A 17,328-nucleotide genomic window follows, 5' to 3' on the forward strand; every position below is an offset into this window, starting at 1 on the left:
GCGTGGCGCCGTGGCCACCGTCAGCCGGCGCCCACGAACAGCACCAGCAACAGCCACACCACCGGCGCCGTCGGCAGCAGCGAGTCCAGCCGGTCCATACTGTGCCTATATGCGGCTACCGCCGCGTGGCGCCGTGGCTACCGTCAGCCGGCGCCCACGAACAGCACCAGCAACAGCCACACCACCGGCGCCGTCGGCAGCAGCGAGTCCAGCCGGTCCATACCGTGCCTATATGCGGCTACCGCCGCGTGGCGCCGTGGCCACCGTCAGCCGGCGCCCACGAACAGCACCAGCAACAGCCACACCACCGGCGCCGTCGGCAGCAGCGAGTCCAGCCGGTCCATGATGCCGCCGTGGCCCGGGAGCAGGGTGCCCATGTCCTTGATGCCCAGGTCCCGCTTGATCATCGACTCGCCGAGGTCGCCGAGCGTGGCGCTCACCGCGACCGCGAGGCCCAGCAGCAGGCCCTGCCACCAGGCACCGCCGTCGATGGCGAACTCCATGCACAGCGCGCCCGCCGCCATGGCGAACGCCACCGCGCCGACCAGGCCCTCGCGCGTCTTGCCGGGGCTGATGCGCGGCGCGAGCTTCCGCTTGCCGAAGCGCCAGCCGACCGCGTACGCCCCGGTGTCGCTGACCACGGTCAGCAGCAGGAAGGTGAGCACCCGCCACGAACCGTCGTCGGCGGTGAGCATCAGCGCCACGAAGGTCGCCAGGAACGGCACGTAGAAGGCGGCGAAGAGACCGGCCGTGACGTCCTTGAGGTAGCCCTCGGGCGGTTCCGTCATCCGCCACACGAGCACGGCGAGCGCGGTCAGCGCCATCGCCACCCACGCGCCCTCGGCGCCGCGTACGTACCCGGCGACGACCATCGCCACGCCGCCCACCGCGAGCGGCACGAGCGGGGCCTTGATGGACTTGCGCTCCTGAAGGCGCGAGGTGAGTTCCCACAGCCCGACCACGACGGCGACCGCGACGACGCCGACGAACACGTCCTTGAGGATGAAGAGCGACGCGATGATGACCGCGCCGAGGCCGACGCCGACCCCTATGGCGGCCCGCAGGTCGCGCCCGGCCCGCTTCTTCGGCGGAGACTGGTGGGGCTGACCCGGCTGACCCGGCTGCTCCGGAGGCTGCGTCGCTCCCGACGGCGGCGTGGGCATGGGCTCCTGCGGCATCTCGTCACGGAACAGGGGACCGCTCAGCCGAGCGGTCCCCCGGTCACGGTGGTCGTCGTCCTGGTCTCCGCCGACGTGTCCTCCGGCGTATCCGCCAGGGGGAACATCGGCGGGTACGACGGGCATGGGGCGGGTCCGGCCCGCTTCATGCCCCTCATATGCGGGGCCCGCCGGGGTCTCCGGGGCGTGTACCCCCGGAGCGTACCCCTGGTCGGGCGGACCCCAGTGGCCGCCTTTCGGCGGGGTCCCCCAGGAAGAGTCGTTCATCAGACCTCGAGCAGCTCGGCTTCCTTGTGCTTGAGCAGCTCGTCCACCTGCGCGACGTACTTGTGGGTGAGGTCCTCGAGGTCCTTCTCGGCGCGACGGCCCTCGTCCTCACCGATGTCGCCGTCCTTGACCGCCTTGTCGAGGGCGTCCTTGGCCTTGCGGCGCACCGAGCGGATCGACACCTTCGAGTCCTCGGCCTTGCCCTTGGCGACCTTGATGTACTCGCGGCGGCGGTCCTCGGTGAGCTCGGGGAACACCACCCGGATGATGTTGCCGTCGTTGCTCGGGTTGACGCCGAGGTCCGAGTCGCGGATGGCCTGCTCGATGTTGCGCAGCGCGCTCTTGTCGAACGGGGTCACCACGGCCATGCGCGGCTCCGGCACGGAGAACGACGCCAGCTGGTTGATCGGGGTCACCGCGCCGTAGTAGTCCGCGACGATCTTGTTGAACATGGCGGGGTGCGCCCGTCCGGTACGGATCGCGGCGAAGTCCTCCTTGGCGACCAGGACGGCCTTCTCCATCTTCTCCTCTGCCTCGAGGAGGGTCTCTTCGATCACCACTTGCTCCTGCGTGTCTTGAGTAGGCGCGTCTTTACGCTCTGCACGGTGTCCGACCGGCAGGGCTTTGTCCATCCCCGGGATCAGGGCACCGGGGAGGGTGGGTCAGTTCCTGGTGCCCTGGTCGCTCACGAGAGTGCCGATCTTCTCACCCTTCACCGCGCGGGCGATATTGCCCGCCGCGAGCAGTTCGAAGACCAGGATCGGGAGGTTGTTGTCGCGGCAGAGGGTGATGGCGGTGGCGTCGGCGACCTTGAGGTCGCGCGAGAGGACCTCGCCGTACTCCAGCGCGTCGAACTTCACCGCGTCCGGGTTGGCCTTCGGGTCGGAGTCGTAGACCCCGTCCACACCGTTCTTGCCCATGAGAAGCGCCTCGGCGTCGATCTCCAGGGCGCGCTGCGCGGCGGTGGTGTCGGTGGAGAAGTAGGGCATGCCCATACCGGCGCCGAAGATGACGACGCGGCCCTTCTCCAGGTGACGGACGGCGCGGAGCGGGATGTACGGCTCGGCGACCTGGCCCATGGTGATGGCGGTCTGGACGCGGGAGTCGATGCCCTCCTTCTCCAGGAAGTCCTGGAGGGCGAGGCAGTTCATGACCGTACCGAGCATGCCCATGTAGTCGGAGCGGGCCCGGTCCATGCCGCGCTGCTGGAGCTCGGCGCCGCGGAAGAAGTTGCCGCCGCCGATCACTACGGCGATCTCCGCGCCGTCGCGTACGACCGCGGCGATCTCGCGTGCGATGGCGTGTACGACGTCGGGGTCGACGCCGAGGCCGCCTCCGCCGGCGAACGCCTCACCGGACAGCTTCAGCATGAAGCGGCCGGCCTTTTTGCCGTGGTTGTCGTCGCCTTGTGCGGCGCCCTGATTCATGGAGATCTCCTCGTGCACATACGAAGAAGGCCATTGCCGGGGTAACTGCTCTCCCTAGCGGCAATGGCCTCCTCGTCAGATCTGCGGGCGTCCGGTCGCTCACGCGCCGACGTCCACGTGGGCAACCCTACTGGGCGGCCCGGTCGATCGCGTACCGGCTCAGATGCCGACCTTGATGCGGGCGAAGCGCTTCAGGGTGACACCGGCCTCGTCCAGGACCTTCTGGACGGACTTCTTGTTGTCCAGCGCGTACGGCTGGCCCAGGAGGGTGGCGTCCTTGAAGAAGCCGTTGAGGCGACCCTCGACGATCTTCGGGAGCGCGGCCTCGGGCTTGCCCTCGGCGCGGGTGGTCTCCTCGGCGACGCGGCGCTCGGCCTCGACGACCTCGGCCGGGACGTCGTCCTTGGAGAGGTACTTCGGGGCGAACGCGGCGATGTGCTGCGCGATACCCTTCGCGACCTCGGCGTTCTCCTTGTCGAGCTCGACGAGGACGCCGATCTGCGGGGGCAGGTCGGGCATGGTGCGGTGCATGTACGCGGTGACGAAGCCGTCGCTGAACTGCGCGAAGCGGTCCAGGACGATCTTCTCGCCGAGGTTGGCGTTGGCCTCGTCGACGTACGCCTGGACGGTCTTGCCGGGCTCGATCTCGGAGGCGAGGAGCGCCTCGATGTCGGCCGGGGAGGTCTTGGCGACGTGCTCGGCGATCGCGTTGGCGACGGCCTGGAACTTGTCACCCTTGGCGACGAAGTCCGTCTCGCACTTCAGCTCGACGAGGACACCGGAGGTGTTGTCGCCGGCGATGAGGGAGACGACGGCGCCGTTCTCGGCGGAGCGGCCCTCGCGCTTGGCGACGCCCTTCTGGCCCTTGATGCGCAGGGCCTCGACGGCCTTGTCGACGTTGCCGTCGGACTCGTCCAGCGCCTTCTTGCAGTCCATCATGCCGGCGCCGGTGAGCTCGCGGAGCTTCTTGACGTCAGCGGCGGTGTAGTTCGCCATGATCTGTGAGTCTCTCTCGAAGTCTGGAAGATCTACGAAGATCTGCGGGTGGACGGCGGGGGCTTCGTGGGCCCCCGCCGTCATCCGAACCTTGAAAGGTCAGGCCTGCTCGGCGTCCGCGGCCGGAGCCTCGGCAGCGGCCTCGGGGGCCTCGGCGGCCTCAGCGGCCGGAGCCTCGGCGGCGGCCTCGGCCGGCTTCTCGGCGGCCTCGGGAGCCTCCTCGGAGGCCTCCTTCTTCTCGCCCTCGAGCAGGTCGCGCTCCCACTCGGCCAGCGGCTCGCCGGCGGCCTTGTCGCCCGGCTTCTGGTCGCCGGTGGCGGCGCCGGAGCGGGCGATGAGGCCCTCGGCGACGGCGTCGGCGATCACGCGGGTGAGCAGGGTGACGGAGCGGATCGCGTCGTCGTTGCCCGGGATCTTGTAGTCGACCTCGTCGGGGTCGCAGTTGGTGTCGAGGATCGCGACGACCGGGATGTGGAGCTTGCGCGCCTCACCGACGGCGATGTGCTCCTTCTTGGTGTCGACGATCCAGACGGCGCTCGGCACCTTCTGCATCTCGCGGATACCGCCGAGGGTCTTCTCCAGCTTGGCCTTCTCGCGCGAGAGCACGAGAAGCTCCTTCTTGGTCAGACCGGACGCGGCGACGTCCTCGAAGTCAATCGCCTCGAGCTCCTTCAGACGCTGAAGGCGCTTGTAGACGGTGGAGAAGTTGGTGAGCATGCCACCGAGCCAGCGCTGGTTGACGTACGGCATGCCGACGCGGGTCGCCTGCTCGGCGATGGCCTCCTGGGCCTGCTTCTTGGTACCCACGAACATGATGGAGCCGCCGTGCGCGACGGTCTCCTTGACGAACTCGTAGGCGCGGTCGATGTACGACAGCGACTGGAGCAGGTCGATGATGTAGATGCCGTTGCGCTCGGTGAAGATGAAGCGCTTCATCTTCGGGTTCCAGCGACGGGTCTGGTGACCGAAGTGGACGCCGCTCTCCAGCAGCTCCCGCATCGTGACGACGGCCATGGCCGTATCTCCTTGGAATCTCGGTTGTGTCCTGACGCCCCGACGCGCTGCTGCCACAAGGGACCGAAGAGCGCTACCACGACTTTGAGGGCGGTGGCGGGGCGTGCGAAGTCGACCCGGTGGCCCGGGTCGCCAGAAGAAGTGTACGGGACCCAGGCACCGCCGGGTGACGGCGCTGTCCACAAGACCTTCGGAATCCACAGCCCCCGGCGGGCGCGGCTCCGGTGCCCCACAGTCGCCCCATGCGCCTGATCACTCTGCTGCTCACGCTCGCGACCGCCCTGACGGGCTCGGCCGTCCCGCCCGGCCCGCCCGGCTCGGCCGTCCCGCCCGGCTTGGCGGGCACCTGGCCGGTGGGGCCGCCGCGACCACCGGTCGTCCGTGGCTGGGAGCCGCCCGCCTCCCCGTACGGCCCCGGCCATCGGGGCGTGGACCTGGGCGCCGCACCGGGCACCCCGGTCCGCGCGGCGGCCGCCGGCCGGGTCACGTTCGCGGGGCCGGTGGCGGGCCGCGGCGTCCTGACGATCACGCACCCGAGCCCGGGGCCGCCCCTGCGTACGTCGTACGAACCGGTCGAGCCCCTGGTCCGTGCGGGCGCCGAGGTCGCGAAGGGCCAGGTGGTGGCGGTCCTGACCGCCGCGCGGCCCCACTGCGCCCCCACCTGCCTCCACTGGAGCCTGCGCCGGGGCGACACGTACCTGAACCCCCTGGCGCTGGTACCGCGCCGGCCGTCGCGCCTGCTGCCGCTGACGGGCACCTGAGGCTCCTCGGCGGCGCGCCTGCCGGGCAGGCCGCCCGGCAGCCCGGCGGCGCGGCGTACCGGCCGGGTGGGAGTCCGGCGGCGCGGCGGTCAGCTCGCGGAGCCGCCCACGCCCCGCAGGGCCAGCGCCACCGCGGCCTCGGCGATGGACGACGGCTCCTCGGCCGCGCCGAGCTCGATGCGGCGGACCGCCGCGTCGACCATGCCCTGCAGCAGCATCGCCGTCAGCCGGGGCTGCTCCTGCCCCAGCTCCCCGAGCGCCTCGACGATCATGGCGATGAGCCCGCCGTGCGCGGCGCGGATCTTCTCGCGCGCGCCGTCGTCCAGTTCGCCGGCCGAGATCGCGACGACGGCCCGGTGGCGCCGGTCCCCGACCAGCTCCAGCTGCTTGCGGACGTACGCCTCGACCTTGCCCTCGGGCGTGTCCGCCCGCTCCATCGCCGCCTCGACCTCCGCCGCCCACACGGGGAAGTCCACCGCGCACAGCTCCTCCACCACGGCGGCGCGCGAGCGGAAGTACTCGTACACGGAGGACCGGGCCAGGCCGGTGCGCTCGGCGAGGGCGGGGAAGGTCAGCGCCTCCGTACCGCCCTCGGACAGCAGGGAACGCGCGGCGTCCAGCAGGGCGCCGCGCTGCATGGTCCGGTGCTCGGCCACGGAGGCCGCTCGAATCCTGGGCACGGCTCCACTTTACGGTTTACGGCCGCCCGTTCGACCTCGGCGTGAGAGATCGCCGGCTCAGCGGCCGACGTCCGCCAGCTTGGCCCGCAGCTGGAGCACGGACTTGGTGTGGATCTGGCTGACCCGGCTCTCGGTGACGCCGAGCACGTTGCCGATCTCGGCGAGGGTCAGCCCCTCGTAGTAGTACAGGGTCACCACGGTCTTCTCCCGCTCGGGCAGCGTGTTGATCGCCCGGGCGAGCAACCGCCGCAGCTCGCGGTCCTCGGCGACCTCGACGGGGTCGTCCGCCGCGGTGTCCTCCAGCGTGTCCATCAGGCTGAGCCGGTCGCCGCCCTCACCGCCGACGTGCAGCAGCTCCTCCAGGGCGACGACGTTCGCCAGCGACAACTGGCTGAATACCGCGTGCAGTTCCTCCAGTGCGATGCCCATCTCGGCGGCGACCTCGCTCTCGGAGGGGGTGCGCCGCAGCTGCGCCTCCAGCGTGGCGTACGCGCGCTCCACGGCCCGCGCCTTCTGCCGCACCGACCGGGGGATCCAGTCCAGCGCCCGCAGCTCGTCGATCATCGCGCCCCGGATCCGGGTGATCGCGTACGTCTCGAACTTGATCGACCGACCGATGTCGAACTTCTCGATCGCGTCGATCAGCCCGAACACCCCGGAGGAGAAGAAGTCCGCCTGCTCCACGTTGGACGGCAAACCCACGCTGACCCGCCCGGCCACGTACTTCACCAGCGGCGAGTAGTGCAGGATCAGCTGTTCCCGCAGGCGCTCGTCGCCCGTGTCCTTGTACGACCGCCACAGCTCCTCGAGCGACGAGGGGGCGGGCGGGCGCACGGCGCCCCGTGCAGCGGGGGGCACCGCTGCGCGGTCGGACCCGGAGGTGTGCTGGGGCATGCGTCGCCTTGAGCCGTTCTGGGTGTGCGGGGGGACGGGGGAACGAAGGGGGGCCGAATAGCGGAAGGGGTAATTCTGGTGAGCGTAGCGTGACTGGCCGGTCGCAGTGCGCTAAGGAATGCGCATCATGCCTCCTCGGGGGCGTGCCGTCGGCCGCATCTTCGAATAGTCCGCACGCTTCGAAAACATCGGCAGCCACGAGGGGGGCCGGCGGGGCCGACGGCGCGCACACCGGCCCCTCGGGCGGTTCCGGGAGCGCTACGGACGTCATCGGCATCACCTTTTCACCCGAATGCTGCAGGTCAAGCACCGCCTCGCCGGGTGTTCGGGCGGCGCATGGCCTCCGCGGTCAACTGCCAGCCCTGGCCGTGGCGTTCGACGTACCCGAGGGAGTGGAGTTCGTACAGGCTGCCGAGGGTTTCGTCAACGCCGGTGCCGGCGCCGCGCGCCGCGTCCCGCGCGGTGACGGGCGTGCCGCGCGGCGGGAGGGCTTCGAGTACGCGGGCGCTCACCGGGCCGAGCAGGTCGCGCGGCAGTACGGGTCCGCGCCGGGCGGGCGCGAGCTCCCCGATGTCCCCGACCAGTTCGGCGACTTCGGCGGCGTCGGTGACGAGGACGGCCTCGCCGCGCAGCAGTTCGTGCACGCCCGCCGACAGCCCGCTGGTGGCGGGCCCCGGCACGCCCATCGTGTACCGGCCGAGCCGCTGCGCGCTGCGCGCGGTGACGAGCGACCCGCTGCGGTACTCGGCCTCGACGACGACCGTGCCGCGGGTCAGCGCGGCGATGACCCGGTTGCGGAGGATGAAGCGGCTGCGTGTCGGATGCGCGCCGGGTGGCAACTCGCCGACGAGGAGCCCCTGTTCGGCGATGCGCCCGATCAGGCCGGCGTGGCCGCGCGGGTAGGGGACGTCGACGCCGCAGGCGAGGACGGCGACGGTGGCGCCGTCCACGGCGAGCGCGCCGCGGTGCGCGGCCCCGTCGACGCCGAAGGCGGCGCCCGAGACGACCACCCAGCCGCGCTCGGCGAGCCCCGAGGCGAGGCTCGCGGCCATGTGCGCCCCGTACGGCGTGCACGCCCGCGCGCCGACCACGGCGACGGAGCGCAGCGCCCAGGGGCGCAGCCCGGCCCGCCCGCGCACCCAGAGCCCCACGGGCCGGGCGTCCCCGAGGTCGTCGAGCTGACGGGGCCACTCCGCGTCGCCGGGCACGACGAACCGCCCGCCGACGGCGTCCACCGCCGCCAGGTCCCGCTCGGGTTCGGCGTCGGCGGCCCGTATCCGCAGGCCCTGGAGCCGCCGCTCGGTCACGCCGCCGAGGGCTCCGCGCCGGTACGGCTCCGAGGTCAGCCGGGCGAGCAGCTCCCGGGGCCCGAGCTCCCGCAGCCAGCGCCCGCCGTGCTCGTCGCCCGGCTCCAGGACCCGCGTCAGCGCGGCCCGCGCCAGCCGCTCCTCCTCCCCCACGCCGCCGCCCCCGCTCTCCGCCCCGTTCGTGGTGCTCACGGCGCCGCCCCCGCCTCCACCGGCACGCCCCGGGCGATGCCGGTGCGCAGCTCCAGCGCCAGGGCGACGTCGCCCGCCCCCGGCCGGTCGCGGCCCGCCAGGTCGGCGAGGGTCCAGGCGACCCTGAGCACCCGGTCCAGGCCCCGCGCGGTGAGCAGGCCGCGCTCGACGTCCCGCTCCGCCGCGTCGAGCGCCCCGGGCGCGACCCGCCAGCGCGTGCGCAGTTCATGGCCGGGCACCTCGGAGTTGACGGTCCACGGGGTGCGGTCCAGGCGGGCGGCGGCGCGCGCCCGGGCCTCCAGCACCCGCGCGGCGACCGCCGCGCTGGGCTCCCCGCGCCCGCCCTGCCCCATCAGGTCGGCGCGGCCGACCGGGGCGACCTGCACGCGCAGGTCGACGCGGTCGAGCAGCGGCCCGGACAGCCGCGCCTGGTAACGGCGGATCACCGAGGGCGGGCACTCGCAGCCGGCCCCTTGCAGGGTGTGCCGTCCGCACGGGCAGGGGTTGGCGGCGAGCACCATCAGGAACCGCGCGGGCAGCCGCACCACGCCCGCGCTGCGGGCGACCACCACGTGCCCCGACTCCAGCGGCTGGCGCAGCGCGTCGAGCGCCTTGCCGGAGAACTCCGGGGCCTCGTCCAAAAAGAGCACCCCGCGGTGAGCGAGCGAGACCGCGCCCGGTCTCGGCAGCCCGTTGCCGCCGCCCACGAGGGACTGCATCGTCGCCGAGTGGTGCGGGGCACAGTACGGCGCCCTGCGCACCAGCGGCTCGCCGGGCGGGAGGATGCCGGCCACCGAGTGGACGGCGGTCACCTCCAGGGACTCCTGCCGGGTCAGCGGCGGCAGCACGCCGGTCAGCCGCTCGGCGAGCATGGTCTTGCCCGCGCCCGGTGGCCCGGAGAGCAGCAGGTGGTGCCCGCCGGCCGCCGCGGCCTCCAGGGCCAGGCGCGCGGCCCGCTGTCCGGCGACGTCCGCGAGGTCGGGGGCGTCGGCCGGGTCGGGCGCGAGCCCCGTGCCGACCCCGGCGCCGGGTACCAGGAGCCCGGCGAGCATGGCGTCGGGCCGGCCCTCCTCGTCGGGGTCCTCCTCGGGCACCGGCTCGTCCGCGAGCACGGCGATGAGCTGGCGCAGGGTGCGCACGCCGAGGACCGAGACGCCCGGCACCAGCGCGGCCTCCCCGGCGGTCCGCTCCGGTACGACGACCTGCCGGTAGCCGGCCTCGGCGGCGGCGAGCACGGCCGGCAGGACGCCGCGTACGGGTCTGACCCGGCCGTCCAGGCCCAGTTCGCCGATGAGGACGAGATCGGCGATGGTCCTGGGGTCGATGCGCTCGGCGGCGCCGAGCACTGCCGCGGCGACGGCGAGGTCGAAGCCGGAGCCACTCTTGGGCACGGAGGCCGGGCTGAGCCCGACCGTGAGCTTCTTCTGGGGCCACTCGGCCTCCGAGTTGACGATGGCGGCCCGCACCCTGTCCCGGCTCTCCGACAGGCTCTTGTCGGGCAGTCCGACCAGCGTGAACGCCGCGACGCCCGGCTCCAGGTCCGCCTGGACCTCGACCACGACTCCCTCGACGCCGACCAGCGCCACCGAGCACGTACGCGCGAAGCCCATGTCAGGCCACCCCCCGCGCGTGCTCGACCACGGGGGCGCCGCGCCGGGGCAGCAGCACGCCGATCAGGTCGATGCGCAGCCCGCCGGGCGGCGGGCCGCCGTGCCGGTCCAGCCAGCAGGCGGCGAGCCGTCTGAGGCGGTCCGCCTTGGCGGGCGTGAGCGCCGCCATGGGGTGCTGGTAGTCGCCCGCCCTACGGGTCTTGACCTCGCAGACGACCACCGTGTCGCCGTCCCGGGCGACGATGTCGATCTCCCCGGTCCGTCCGCACCGCCAGTTCCGTGCGAGCACGGCCATCCCGGACTCGCTCAGCCGGCGCACCGCCAGCCCTTCGCCGTACGCGCCCAGTGCCCCCGTCGCGTTCATTCGGCACCACCTCCGGCACCGACTGTGGCGGGTCGGCGCCGGACTATTGGATCTTGGTGGATAACCGAACACTTGTGGACAACCTGCTCACCCACACCGGTGAGCTGGGGACCCCGGGCTCAGCTGCCGGGCAGCTCCAGATCGCTCTTGTTGAGCTCCTCGATGTTCACGTCCTTGAACGTCAACACCCGTACCTGCTTGACGAACCGCGCCGGCCGGTACATGTCCCAGACCCACGCGTCCGCCATCGACACTTCGAAGAACACCTCGCCCTGCACCGAGTGCACCTGCATCTCGTAGTCATTGGTGAGGTAGAAGCGACGCTCGGTCTCGATCACGTATTTGAACAGACCGACGACATCGCGGTACTCCCGGTAGAGCTTCAGCTCCATCTCGGTCTCGTACTTCTCGAGGTCCTCGGCGCTCATGGCATGTTCCCCTTCAGCCGTGCGTCCCCCCATTGTGCGCCAGTCACCTGCACCCCTAGACGATTTCCGGAGCCAGGACCACCGGCGCACTCGGGGGCCCCTCGACGAGCAGCGTGCGCAGCAGCTCGGCGAGGCGTGTCGGGTACACCGTCTCACGGGCCGCCGACAGTTCGGCGGAGGTCCACCACCTCAGCCCCGTGACACTGCGCGCCTCCAGCTCCGTGGGGTCCGCCAGGGCCACCGCCGCCGCCGGCCGCCGCGTACGGGCGAGGTAGTACCACTCGTCCTGGTCCCACCGCCGCCCGGCGAACGGGAAGGAGCAGAACCGCTGCCACACCACCGGCCCCAGCTCCACGTCCGTGAGCCCGGTCTCCTCGGCCAGCTCCCGCAGGGCGGCCTCCTGGCGGGTCTCGTCGCCCTCCACCCCGCCCCCCGGTGTGAACCACCAGGTCACGGCGGGGTCGTCCGGCTCGTACCCGTGCAGCAGCAGGATCCGGTCGTCGGGGTCGAGCAGCACCACCCGCGCGACCCTGCGTGCGGCCTCACCCACGGGCGACCGCCCCCGCCCGGGTCCGGCGCCGCGACAGCAGCCCCGCGACCGGCCCGTACGCCGCACCGGCGAGGATCAGCACCGCGCCGGCGACCACCGCGCCCACCACCAGCACCACCGGCCCCGGTTGTGACACACCCCCGGGCAGCGCGGCGAACGCCCGCGGCCGCTCCACCATGCCTTCGGTCGGCCACGCCACCGCGTCCACCCGGGCGCTCACCGCGCTGCGCGGCACCGACCCCCGGGCGGCGTCCTGGAGGTGCACGCGCGAGTCCTGCGAGCCCATGCGCTCGTCGCCGAGCAGGAAGAGCCGCCCCTCGGGCACGGTCACGGAGAACGGCGACGAGGCGGCCGCCTGCGACCGCAGATACGGTTCTTCAATCGACGTGCCGTTCACGGTCAGCCGGCCGTCCGCGCCGCAGCAGGCGACCTTGTCGCCGCCGACGCCAACCACCCGCTTGACCATCGGCAGATCGCCCCACGTCGAGTCGGTGAAGACCACGACGTCACCGCGCCGCACCTCGGCGCCGTCGATCCGCTGCGCCAGCACCCGGTCCCCGGCGGTGACGGTCGGCGACATGGAGTCCGTCGGCACGGTGTACGGCTGGTACTGGACCGCTCCCCAGGCGAATCCGCCGAGGAAGAGCACACAGCCGACGGCCACGACCAGTCCCGACAGCACACTGCCGAGACGGCCGCGGCCGTCGTCCGTTCGCTCACGTCGCGTTCGGCTCATCCCAGCGCTCCCCACGTTCGGAGATCGACGATCTGGGACGGAACCCTACCCGCGGTGCCCTACCAGGCGGTACGCCTCAGGCCGTACGCCTCAGGCGGCGGTACGCCGCTTCCTGCGCCACAGCACGACCGGCAGCGCGCCCGCGAGCCCGAGGGCGCCCGGCCCGACGGCCGCCGCGGCGGCCGCGCTCAGGCCCGGCTGCTCGAAGGTGTCCGGCACCGGCAGCGTGGACCAGCGGTCGAGCGGCCAGGCCACCACGACCGCCCGCCCGACGACCCGCTCGGTGGCGACGGTGCCGTTGCCGGGCAGCTCCTGGTGGTAGCGGGAGTCCAGCGAGTTCTGCCGGTTGTCGCCCATCACCCAGATGCGGTCCTGGGGCACCTTGATCGGCCCGAACGGCTCGTCGTCGCACGGCGTGGAGCCGGGCGCGATGTACGCCGTCTCGTCGAGCGGCTTGCCGTTGAGGATGACCTTGCCGCCCTTCTTGCACTCCACCGTGTCGCCGCCGACCGCGATGACCCGCTTGATCAGGTCCTTCTCCTCCGAGGAGGGCATCAGCCCGATGAAGCTGAGGAACTCCTGGAGGATGTTCGGCTCCGGCGTCGGTTCGCCCTCCAGCCAGCCGCCCGGGTCGTGGAAGACGACGACCTCGCCGCGCTCGGGCTCCGAGCCGAACCACGGGGTGAGCTTGTCGACCAGGACCCGGTCGCCGCGCTGCAGCGTGTTCATCATCGAGTCGGACGGAATCGAGAAGGCCTGCACCAGGAAGGTCTTGATCAGCAGCGCCAGCAGCAGCGCGATACCGATCAGCAGGGGCAGCTCCTTCCAGAAGGAGCGGGGCTTCTTCGGCCCGTCGTCACCCGTGCCGCCGTCCGCGTGCGCCGCATCCGCCGGGGGGCCCTCAGCGTGCCCGGTTCCGGGGGAGGGCTCCCCGCCCGACCCGGAAGGCCCTGCGGCAGAGGACGCGGAGGGCTGCTCCGGCCTCTCCTCCGGCCCGTCGTGTCCGGATCGTGCGCCGACCGCCAAATCCCCCACATCCACTCCTCACTCCGTGCAACCGCCCGCCCCACAGCAGGGGTGGGCCCACCACTCCCATAACGAGCGGGAGTTCCGCAGGGCTCGGGAGCCGGATGGTTCCGTTCGTTCCATTCAAAATCTGAGAGGACCACACTATGCGAAGCGCCGAGCGACATCGCAGTCCCGCCCCGCGAGTCCCCCGAGTCCCCGTGTCCTCCGTGTCCTCCGTGTCCCCCCGACTCAGCCCGGCTGCCCGGCCTCCCCCACTACCCCGAGTCCGCCAAGCCTCCGGGGACGCCCGGACCCCGCCCGTCCGGGACGGAGGCGAACGTCCCCGGCTCCTCCAGCCGGCGCCAGTGGTCGAACGGCCAGGCGATGACGAACGCCGTCCCCACCACCTCCTCCTCCGACACCGTGCCCTGGAACGCCTCGTCCAAGTGGAACCGCGAGTCCGCCGAGTTGGAGCGGTGGTCACCCAGCACGAACAGCCGCCCCTCCGGCACCTTCACGTCGAACGTGATGGTCGAGGGAACGTTTCCGGGGTGCAGGTACGGCTCGTTCAGCGGTACGCCGTTGACGGTGACGCGGCCGTCCGCGTCGCAGCACTTGACGTTGTCCCCGCCGACCGCGACGACCCGCTTGATCAGGTCCTGCTCGTCGTCGGACGGGAGCAGCCCGATGAAGGTGAGGGCCTGCTTGACCTGCTTGACGACGACCGGGTCGTCCTTCTTCGGAGCGTTCTCCTCCTGGAGCCAGCCGCCGGGGTCCTTGAAGACCACGACGTCCCCGCGCTGCGGCTTGGACCCGAACCAGGGCGTGAGCTTGTCGACCAGCACCCGGTCGTCGATCCGGATCGTCTGCTCCATCGATCCCGAAGGGATCACGAAGGCCTGCACCAGGAAGGTCTTCAGTACGAGGGCGATGACCAGCGCCACAGTGATGAGGAGCGGTATCTCCTTCACCGCCGACCTGCGCCTGCGCCGCTTCACGCGCCGGGCGAGCTTGCGCCGCTCCGCGCGCCCGGGCAGGGCGCGGGCGCCGTCCGTGGGCCGCGAGCCGGTGGGCAGCCGCGTATCGGCCCGGTGGCCGCCGCGCCTGGCCCGGTTACCCATGGCCCCCGCCCGCCGGATGCGCCGCGCCGGGTACGTCGCGGAAGGCCGGGGTCGGCTCGATCGACGACCAGCGGCCGAAGGGCCAGCCGATCCAGTCCGCGCGGCCGATCACCTTCTCCACCGGGACCACGCCGCCGCCCGGTTCGCCGAGGTGGTCGCGGGAGTCGCGCGACTGGCTGCGGTGGTCGCCCATGACCCACAGGGTGCCCTGCGGCACGACGATGTCGAAGGGCACCTGGGAGGGTGCGTCGCCGGGGTGCAGATACCCCTCGCTCACCGGTACGCCGTTCACCTCGACCCTTCCCCCCTTGTCGCAGCACTTCACGCGGTCGCCCCCCACGCCGACCACGCGCTTCACGTAGTCGGTCTCGGCGGGCTCGGTGAGGCCGAGGGCCGCCCCCGCCGCGTGCAGCAGCGCCGTGAGCGGGTTCTCCTCCGGTGCCTCGCGTACGAAGGACCCGGTGCCGTCGAAGACGACCACGTCCCCGCGCTGGGGCTCGGAACCGAAACGGTACGCCAACTTGTTCACCAGCACCCGGTCCCCGACCTGGAGGGTGGGTTCCATGGAGCTGCTGGGGATCTGGAAGGGCTGCACCACGAAGTGGCTGAACAGCAGCAGGAACACGGCGCAGGCGACGCCGATCAGCCCGGGCGTCCGCCACGGGGACCCGCCGCGCCCCTCGCGCCCGCCGGAACGCACGGAGCGCACGGAGCGCGACCCCTCCCCCGTATCGGAGGAGGAGCCGCGCTCGGTGTGCTGTGCTTCGGTGTCCATCGGGGCCAGATGCTATCCGGCCCTCCTGTGGACGCCCGAACGACGGAGCTGAGCCGGGGCTCAGTTCTCGCGCTTCTCCTTGATCTTCGCGGCCTTGCCGCGCAGCTCACGGAGGTAGTACAGCTTGGCGCGACGGACGTCACCGCGGGTCACGAGCTCGATCTTCTCGAAGATCGGGCTGTGCACCGGGAAGGTGCGCTCGACGCCGACGGAGAAGGAGACCTTGCGGACCGTGAAGGTCTCGGAGACGCCCGAGCCCTGGCGGCGGATGACGACACCCTTGAACTGCTGGATACGGGAGCGGTTGCCCTCGATGACGCGAACGTGGACGTTCACGGTGTCACCGGGACGGAACGACGGGACGTCGGTCCGCAGGGACGCGGCGTTGACGGCGTCAAGCACGTGAGACATGGTTGTCTGCTTCCTCGCTGATGCCACAGGTCATCAGCGGCAACTAGAGATGGGGTTGAAGAGCCGTACCGTCGGGCCGGCGCGTGTCCCCCTGTGGCAGGGGCGCCGCTCGGACGTACAGCAGCCGCCTATTCTTCCACGCCGCCGGGCCTGCGCCAAAATCGGCCACCCGGCTCCGGTGCCCAGCCCAGCAGGGAGAGCGTCTCGCGGTCCTTCTTGTCGAACGCGGCCGGGTCGGTCCGCTCGATGAGCTCGGGCCGGTTCGCGGCGGTCCGCCGCAGCGCCTCGTCCCGCCGCCAGCGGGCGATCTTCCCGTGGTGGCCGCTGAGCAGGACGTCGGGGATGCCGCGCCCGCGCCACTCGGGCGGCTTGGTGTAGACGGGGCCTTCCAGGAGGTTGGCCATGGCGCCGGGGGCGAAGGAGTCGTCGCGGTGGGACTCGGCGTTGCCCAGGACGCCGGGCAGCAGCCGGGCCACGGCCTCGGTGACCACCAGGACGGCGGCCTCGCCGCCCGCCAGGACGTAGTCGCCGATGGAGACCTCGTACACCGGTATCCGGGTGGCGTACTCGTCGATCACGCGCCGGTCGATGCCCTCGTACCGGGCGGGCGTGAAGACCAGCCAGGGGCGCTCGGACAGCTCGACGGCGAGCTCCTGGGTGAAGGGCCGCCCGCTGGGCGTGGGCACGACCAGCGCGGGGCCGTGGGCGCCCGCCTCGTACCCGGCGGCGAGCGTGTCGTCCAGGGCCTCGCCCCAGGGGTCGGTCTTCATGACCATGCCGGGGCCGCCGCCGTACGGGGTGTCGTCGACCGTGTGGTGGCGGTCGTACGTCCACTGGCGCAGGTCGTGTACGTGGACGTCGAGGACGCCGCGCGCACGGGCCTTGCCGACGAGCGAGACGTTCAGCGGGTCCAGGTACTCGGGGAAGATCGTGACGACGTCGAGCCGCATCAGGCCCCGTCCTCCTTGCCGGAGGGCTCGGCCGCGTCGCGCGACGAGGCGATCTCGGCGCGGTCGTCGATCAGGCCGGGCGGCGGGGTGATGACCGCCTTCTGCTCGGCGAGGTCGATGTCGGTGACGATCTCCTCGACGAACGGGATCATGACCTCGCTGCCGTCGGGCCGCTCCACGACGAACAGGTCCTGGGACGGCAGGTGCGAGATCTCGGTGATGCGGCCGACCTCGGTGCCGTCGGCGAGGACGACGTCCAGGTCGATGAGCTGGTGGTCGTAGTACTCGTCGGGCTCCTCCGGCCGCTCGTCCGGGTCCACCTCGGCGATCAGCAGGGTGTTGCGCAGCGCCTCGGCGGCGTTGCGGTCCCGTACGCCCTCGAAGCGGAGCAGCAGCCGGCCGCTGTGCACCCGGCCGGTCTCGATGGTCAGCGGTCCGGCGGAGGCCGGGTCCGTGGCCAGTACGGCGCCGGGCGCGAGCCGCAGCTCCGGCTCGTCCGTCCGCACCTCGACGGTGACCTCGCCCTTGATCCCGTGGGCGCGGCCGATCCGTGCGACTACCAGCTGCACTGCTCACCTCTCCAAACGACGTACACGCGACGTACCACACGAACACGGGCCGGGGAGGGCCGTAGCCCTCCCCGGCCCGTGCCGGTGCAT

The 17,328-nt window shown here is 72.1% G+C and carries 20 protein-coding genes and 1 pseudogene; 1 reads left to right on the plus strand and 20 read right to left on the minus strand.

Annotated elements, in window-relative coordinates; all coding sequences use genetic code 11:
• Positions 1-266: 266 nt before the first annotated feature.
• From AB0A69_RS28595 to rpsB, 5 genes are all read right to left on the minus strand, one after another.
• Positions 267-1,445 (minus strand): phosphatidate cytidylyltransferase, encoded by a 1,179-nt coding sequence (locus tag AB0A69_RS28595; RefSeq protein ID WP_361428040.1) that lies wholly within the window; start codon positions 1,443-1,445, stop codon positions 267-269.
• Entirely contained in the window at positions 1,445-2,002 is a 558-nt protein-coding gene (gene frr, locus AB0A69_RS28600) for a ribosome recycling factor (protein ID WP_361428042.1), read from the minus strand. Before frr ends, AB0A69_RS28595 begins: the two co-directional genes overlap by 1 nt.
• A 105-nt stretch (positions 2,003-2,107) precedes the next feature.
• Positions 2,108-2,872 (minus strand): UMP kinase, encoded by a 765-nt coding sequence (gene pyrH / locus AB0A69_RS28605; protein WP_361428044.1) that lies wholly within the window; start codon positions 2,870-2,872, stop codon positions 2,108-2,110.
• Between the two features lie 159 nt (positions 2,873-3,031).
• Complete coding sequence (gene tsf / locus AB0A69_RS28610) at positions 3,032-3,868, minus strand: translation elongation factor Ts (RefSeq protein WP_361428046.1); 837 nt, start codon at positions 3,866-3,868, stop codon at positions 3,032-3,034.
• A 99-nt stretch (positions 3,869-3,967) separates the two neighbouring features.
• Positions 3,968-4,882 carry a 30S ribosomal protein S2 gene (gene rpsB, locus AB0A69_RS28615; protein ID WP_361428048.1) on the minus strand — a complete coding sequence of 305 codons (915 nt, stop codon included), beginning with the start codon at positions 4,880-4,882 and terminating at the stop codon, positions 3,968-3,970.
• Between the two features lie 242 nt (positions 4,883-5,124).
• On the opposite strand from rpsB, the gene AB0A69_RS28620 reads away from it, so the two are divergent.
• Entirely contained in the window at positions 5,125-5,643 is a 519-nt protein-coding gene (locus AB0A69_RS28620) for a M23 family metallopeptidase (protein WP_361428050.1), read from the plus strand.
• Between the two features lie 89 nt (positions 5,644-5,732).
• Here AB0A69_RS28620 and AB0A69_RS28625 read toward each other — a convergent pair whose 3' ends face one another.
• The 15 genes and pseudogenes from AB0A69_RS28625 to rimM all read right to left on the minus strand — a co-directional run bounded on the left by AB0A69_RS28625 (position 5,733) and on the right by rimM (position 17,238).
• A complete protein-coding gene (locus tag AB0A69_RS28625; RefSeq protein ID WP_361428162.1) occupies positions 5,733-6,299 on the minus strand; it encodes a helix-turn-helix domain-containing protein in 567 nt (188 codons plus the stop codon).
• A gap of 81 nt (positions 6,300-6,380) precedes the next feature.
• The gene (whiG, locus tag AB0A69_RS28630) at positions 6,381-7,217 is read right to left on the minus strand and encodes an RNA polymerase sigma factor WhiG (protein WP_361428052.1); all 837 of its coding nucleotides are present in this window, start codon (positions 7,215-7,217) and stop codon (positions 6,381-6,383) included.
• Between the two features lie 302 nt (positions 7,218-7,519).
• Positions 7,520-8,716: a DNA-processing protein DprA gene (dprA, locus tag AB0A69_RS28635; protein WP_361428054.1), complete on the minus strand. Its 1,197-nt coding sequence runs from the start codon at positions 8,714-8,716 to the stop codon at positions 7,520-7,522.
• Complete coding sequence (locus tag AB0A69_RS28640; RefSeq protein WP_361428056.1) at positions 8,713-10,326, minus strand: YifB family Mg chelatase-like AAA ATPase; 1,614 nt, start codon at positions 10,324-10,326, stop codon at positions 8,713-8,715. Before AB0A69_RS28640 ends, dprA begins: the two co-directional genes overlap by 4 nt.
• Before the next feature lies 1 nt (position 10,327).
• Positions 10,328-10,690, minus strand: a complete 363-nt coding sequence (locus AB0A69_RS28645; RefSeq protein ID WP_361428058.1) for a YraN family protein — start codon at positions 10,688-10,690, stop codon at positions 10,328-10,330.
• Positions 10,691-10,809: 119 nt separating this feature from the next.
• The gene (locus AB0A69_RS28650) at positions 10,810-11,118 is read right to left on the minus strand and encodes a DUF2469 domain-containing protein (protein WP_005311352.1); all 309 of its coding nucleotides are present in this window, start codon (positions 11,116-11,118) and stop codon (positions 10,810-10,812) included.
• A gap of 55 nt (positions 11,119-11,173) precedes the next feature.
• Positions 11,174-11,668 carry an NUDIX hydrolase gene (locus tag AB0A69_RS28655; protein ID WP_361428060.1) on the minus strand — a complete coding sequence of 165 codons (495 nt, stop codon included), beginning with the start codon at positions 11,666-11,668 and terminating at the stop codon, positions 11,174-11,176.
• Positions 11,661-12,404 (minus strand): signal peptidase I, encoded by a 744-nt coding sequence (gene lepB, locus AB0A69_RS28660; RefSeq protein WP_361428062.1) that lies wholly within the window; start codon positions 12,402-12,404, stop codon positions 11,661-11,663. The genes AB0A69_RS28655 and lepB (AB0A69_RS28660) overlap by 8 nt, the downstream gene beginning before the upstream one ends.
• Before the next feature lie 90 nt (positions 12,405-12,494).
• Complete coding sequence (gene lepB / locus AB0A69_RS28665; protein ID WP_361428164.1) at positions 12,495-13,430, minus strand: signal peptidase I; 936 nt, start codon at positions 13,428-13,430, stop codon at positions 12,495-12,497.
• A pseudogene (locus tag AB0A69_RS28670) lies at positions 13,384-13,545 on the minus strand (signal peptidase I); the annotation flags it as partial. The pseudogene AB0A69_RS28670 and the gene lepB (AB0A69_RS28665), both read right to left, overlap by 47 nt.
• A 142-nt stretch (positions 13,546-13,687) precedes the next feature.
• Positions 13,688-14,533 (minus strand): signal peptidase I, encoded by an 846-nt coding sequence (lepB, locus tag AB0A69_RS28675; protein WP_361428064.1) that lies wholly within the window; start codon positions 14,531-14,533, stop codon positions 13,688-13,690.
• Complete coding sequence (lepB, locus tag AB0A69_RS28680) at positions 14,526-15,308, minus strand: signal peptidase I (protein WP_361428066.1); 783 nt, start codon at positions 15,306-15,308, stop codon at positions 14,526-14,528. The genes lepB (AB0A69_RS28675) and lepB (AB0A69_RS28680) overlap by 8 nt, the downstream gene beginning before the upstream one ends.
• 60 nt (positions 15,309-15,368) lie before the next feature.
• Entirely contained in the window at positions 15,369-15,719 is a 351-nt protein-coding gene (rplS, locus tag AB0A69_RS28685) for a 50S ribosomal protein L19 (RefSeq protein ID WP_361428068.1), read from the minus strand.
• Between the two features lie 128 nt (positions 15,720-15,847).
• A complete protein-coding gene (trmD, locus tag AB0A69_RS28690) occupies positions 15,848-16,669 on the minus strand; it encodes a tRNA (guanosine(37)-N1)-methyltransferase TrmD (protein ID WP_361428070.1) in 822 nt (273 codons plus the stop codon).
• A complete protein-coding gene (rimM, locus tag AB0A69_RS28695) occupies positions 16,669-17,238 on the minus strand; it encodes a ribosome maturation factor RimM (RefSeq protein ID WP_361428072.1) in 570 nt (189 codons plus the stop codon). Before rimM ends, trmD begins: the two co-directional genes overlap by 1 nt.
• Between the last annotated feature and the right edge of the window lie 90 nt (positions 17,239-17,328).

The organism is Streptomyces sp. NPDC045431, from assembly GCF_040646655.1.
Lineage (GTDB): Bacteria > Actinomycetota > Actinomycetes > Streptomycetales > Streptomycetaceae > Streptomyces.

Bases quoted from the DNA above. Each gene is read 5' to 3' on its own strand.
- AB0A69_RS28595 (WP_361428040.1), bottom strand. From the start codon at position 1,445: ATGAACGACTCTTCCTGGGGGACCCCGCCGAAAGGCGGCCACTGGGGT.
- pyrH (WP_361428044.1), bottom strand. From the start codon at position 2,872: ATGAATCAGGGCGCCGCACAAGGCGACGACAACCACGGCAAAAAGGCC.
- tsf (WP_361428046.1), bottom strand. From the start codon at position 3,868: ATGGCGAACTACACCGCCGCTGACGTCAAGAAGCTCCGCGAGCTCACC.
- rpsB (WP_361428048.1), bottom strand. From the start codon at position 4,882: ATGGCCGTCGTCACGATGCGGGAGCTGCTGGAGAGCGGCGTCCACTTC.
- AB0A69_RS28620 (WP_361428050.1), top strand. From the start codon at position 5,125: ATGCGCCTGATCACTCTGCTGCTCACGCTCGCGACCGCCCTGACGGGC.
- whiG (WP_361428052.1), bottom strand. From the start codon at position 7,217: ATGCCCCAGCACACCTCCGGGTCCGACCGCGCAGCGGTGCCCCCCGCT.
- AB0A69_RS28640 (WP_361428056.1), bottom strand. From the start codon at position 10,326: ATGGGCTTCGCGCGTACGTGCTCGGTGGCGCTGGTCGGCGTCGAGGGA.
- AB0A69_RS28645 (WP_361428058.1), bottom strand. From the start codon at position 10,690: ATGAACGCGACGGGGGCACTGGGCGCGTACGGCGAAGGGCTGGCGGTG.
- AB0A69_RS28650 (WP_005311352.1), bottom strand. From the start codon at position 11,118: ATGAGCGCCGAGGACCTCGAGAAGTACGAGACCGAGATGGAGCTGAAG.
- lepB (WP_361428062.1), bottom strand. From the start codon at position 12,404: ATGAGCCGAACGCGACGTGAGCGAACGGACGACGGCCGCGGCCGTCTC.
- lepB (WP_361428064.1), bottom strand. From the start codon at position 14,533: ATGGGTAACCGGGCCAGGCGCGGCGGCCACCGGGCCGATACGCGGCTG.
- lepB (WP_361428066.1), bottom strand. From the start codon at position 15,308: ATGGACACCGAAGCACAGCACACCGAGCGCGGCTCCTCCTCCGATACG.
- rplS (WP_361428068.1), bottom strand. From the start codon at position 15,719: ATGTCTCACGTGCTTGACGCCGTCAACGCCGCGTCCCTGCGGACCGAC.
- trmD (WP_361428070.1), bottom strand. From the start codon at position 16,669: ATGCGGCTCGACGTCGTCACGATCTTCCCCGAGTACCTGGACCCGCTG.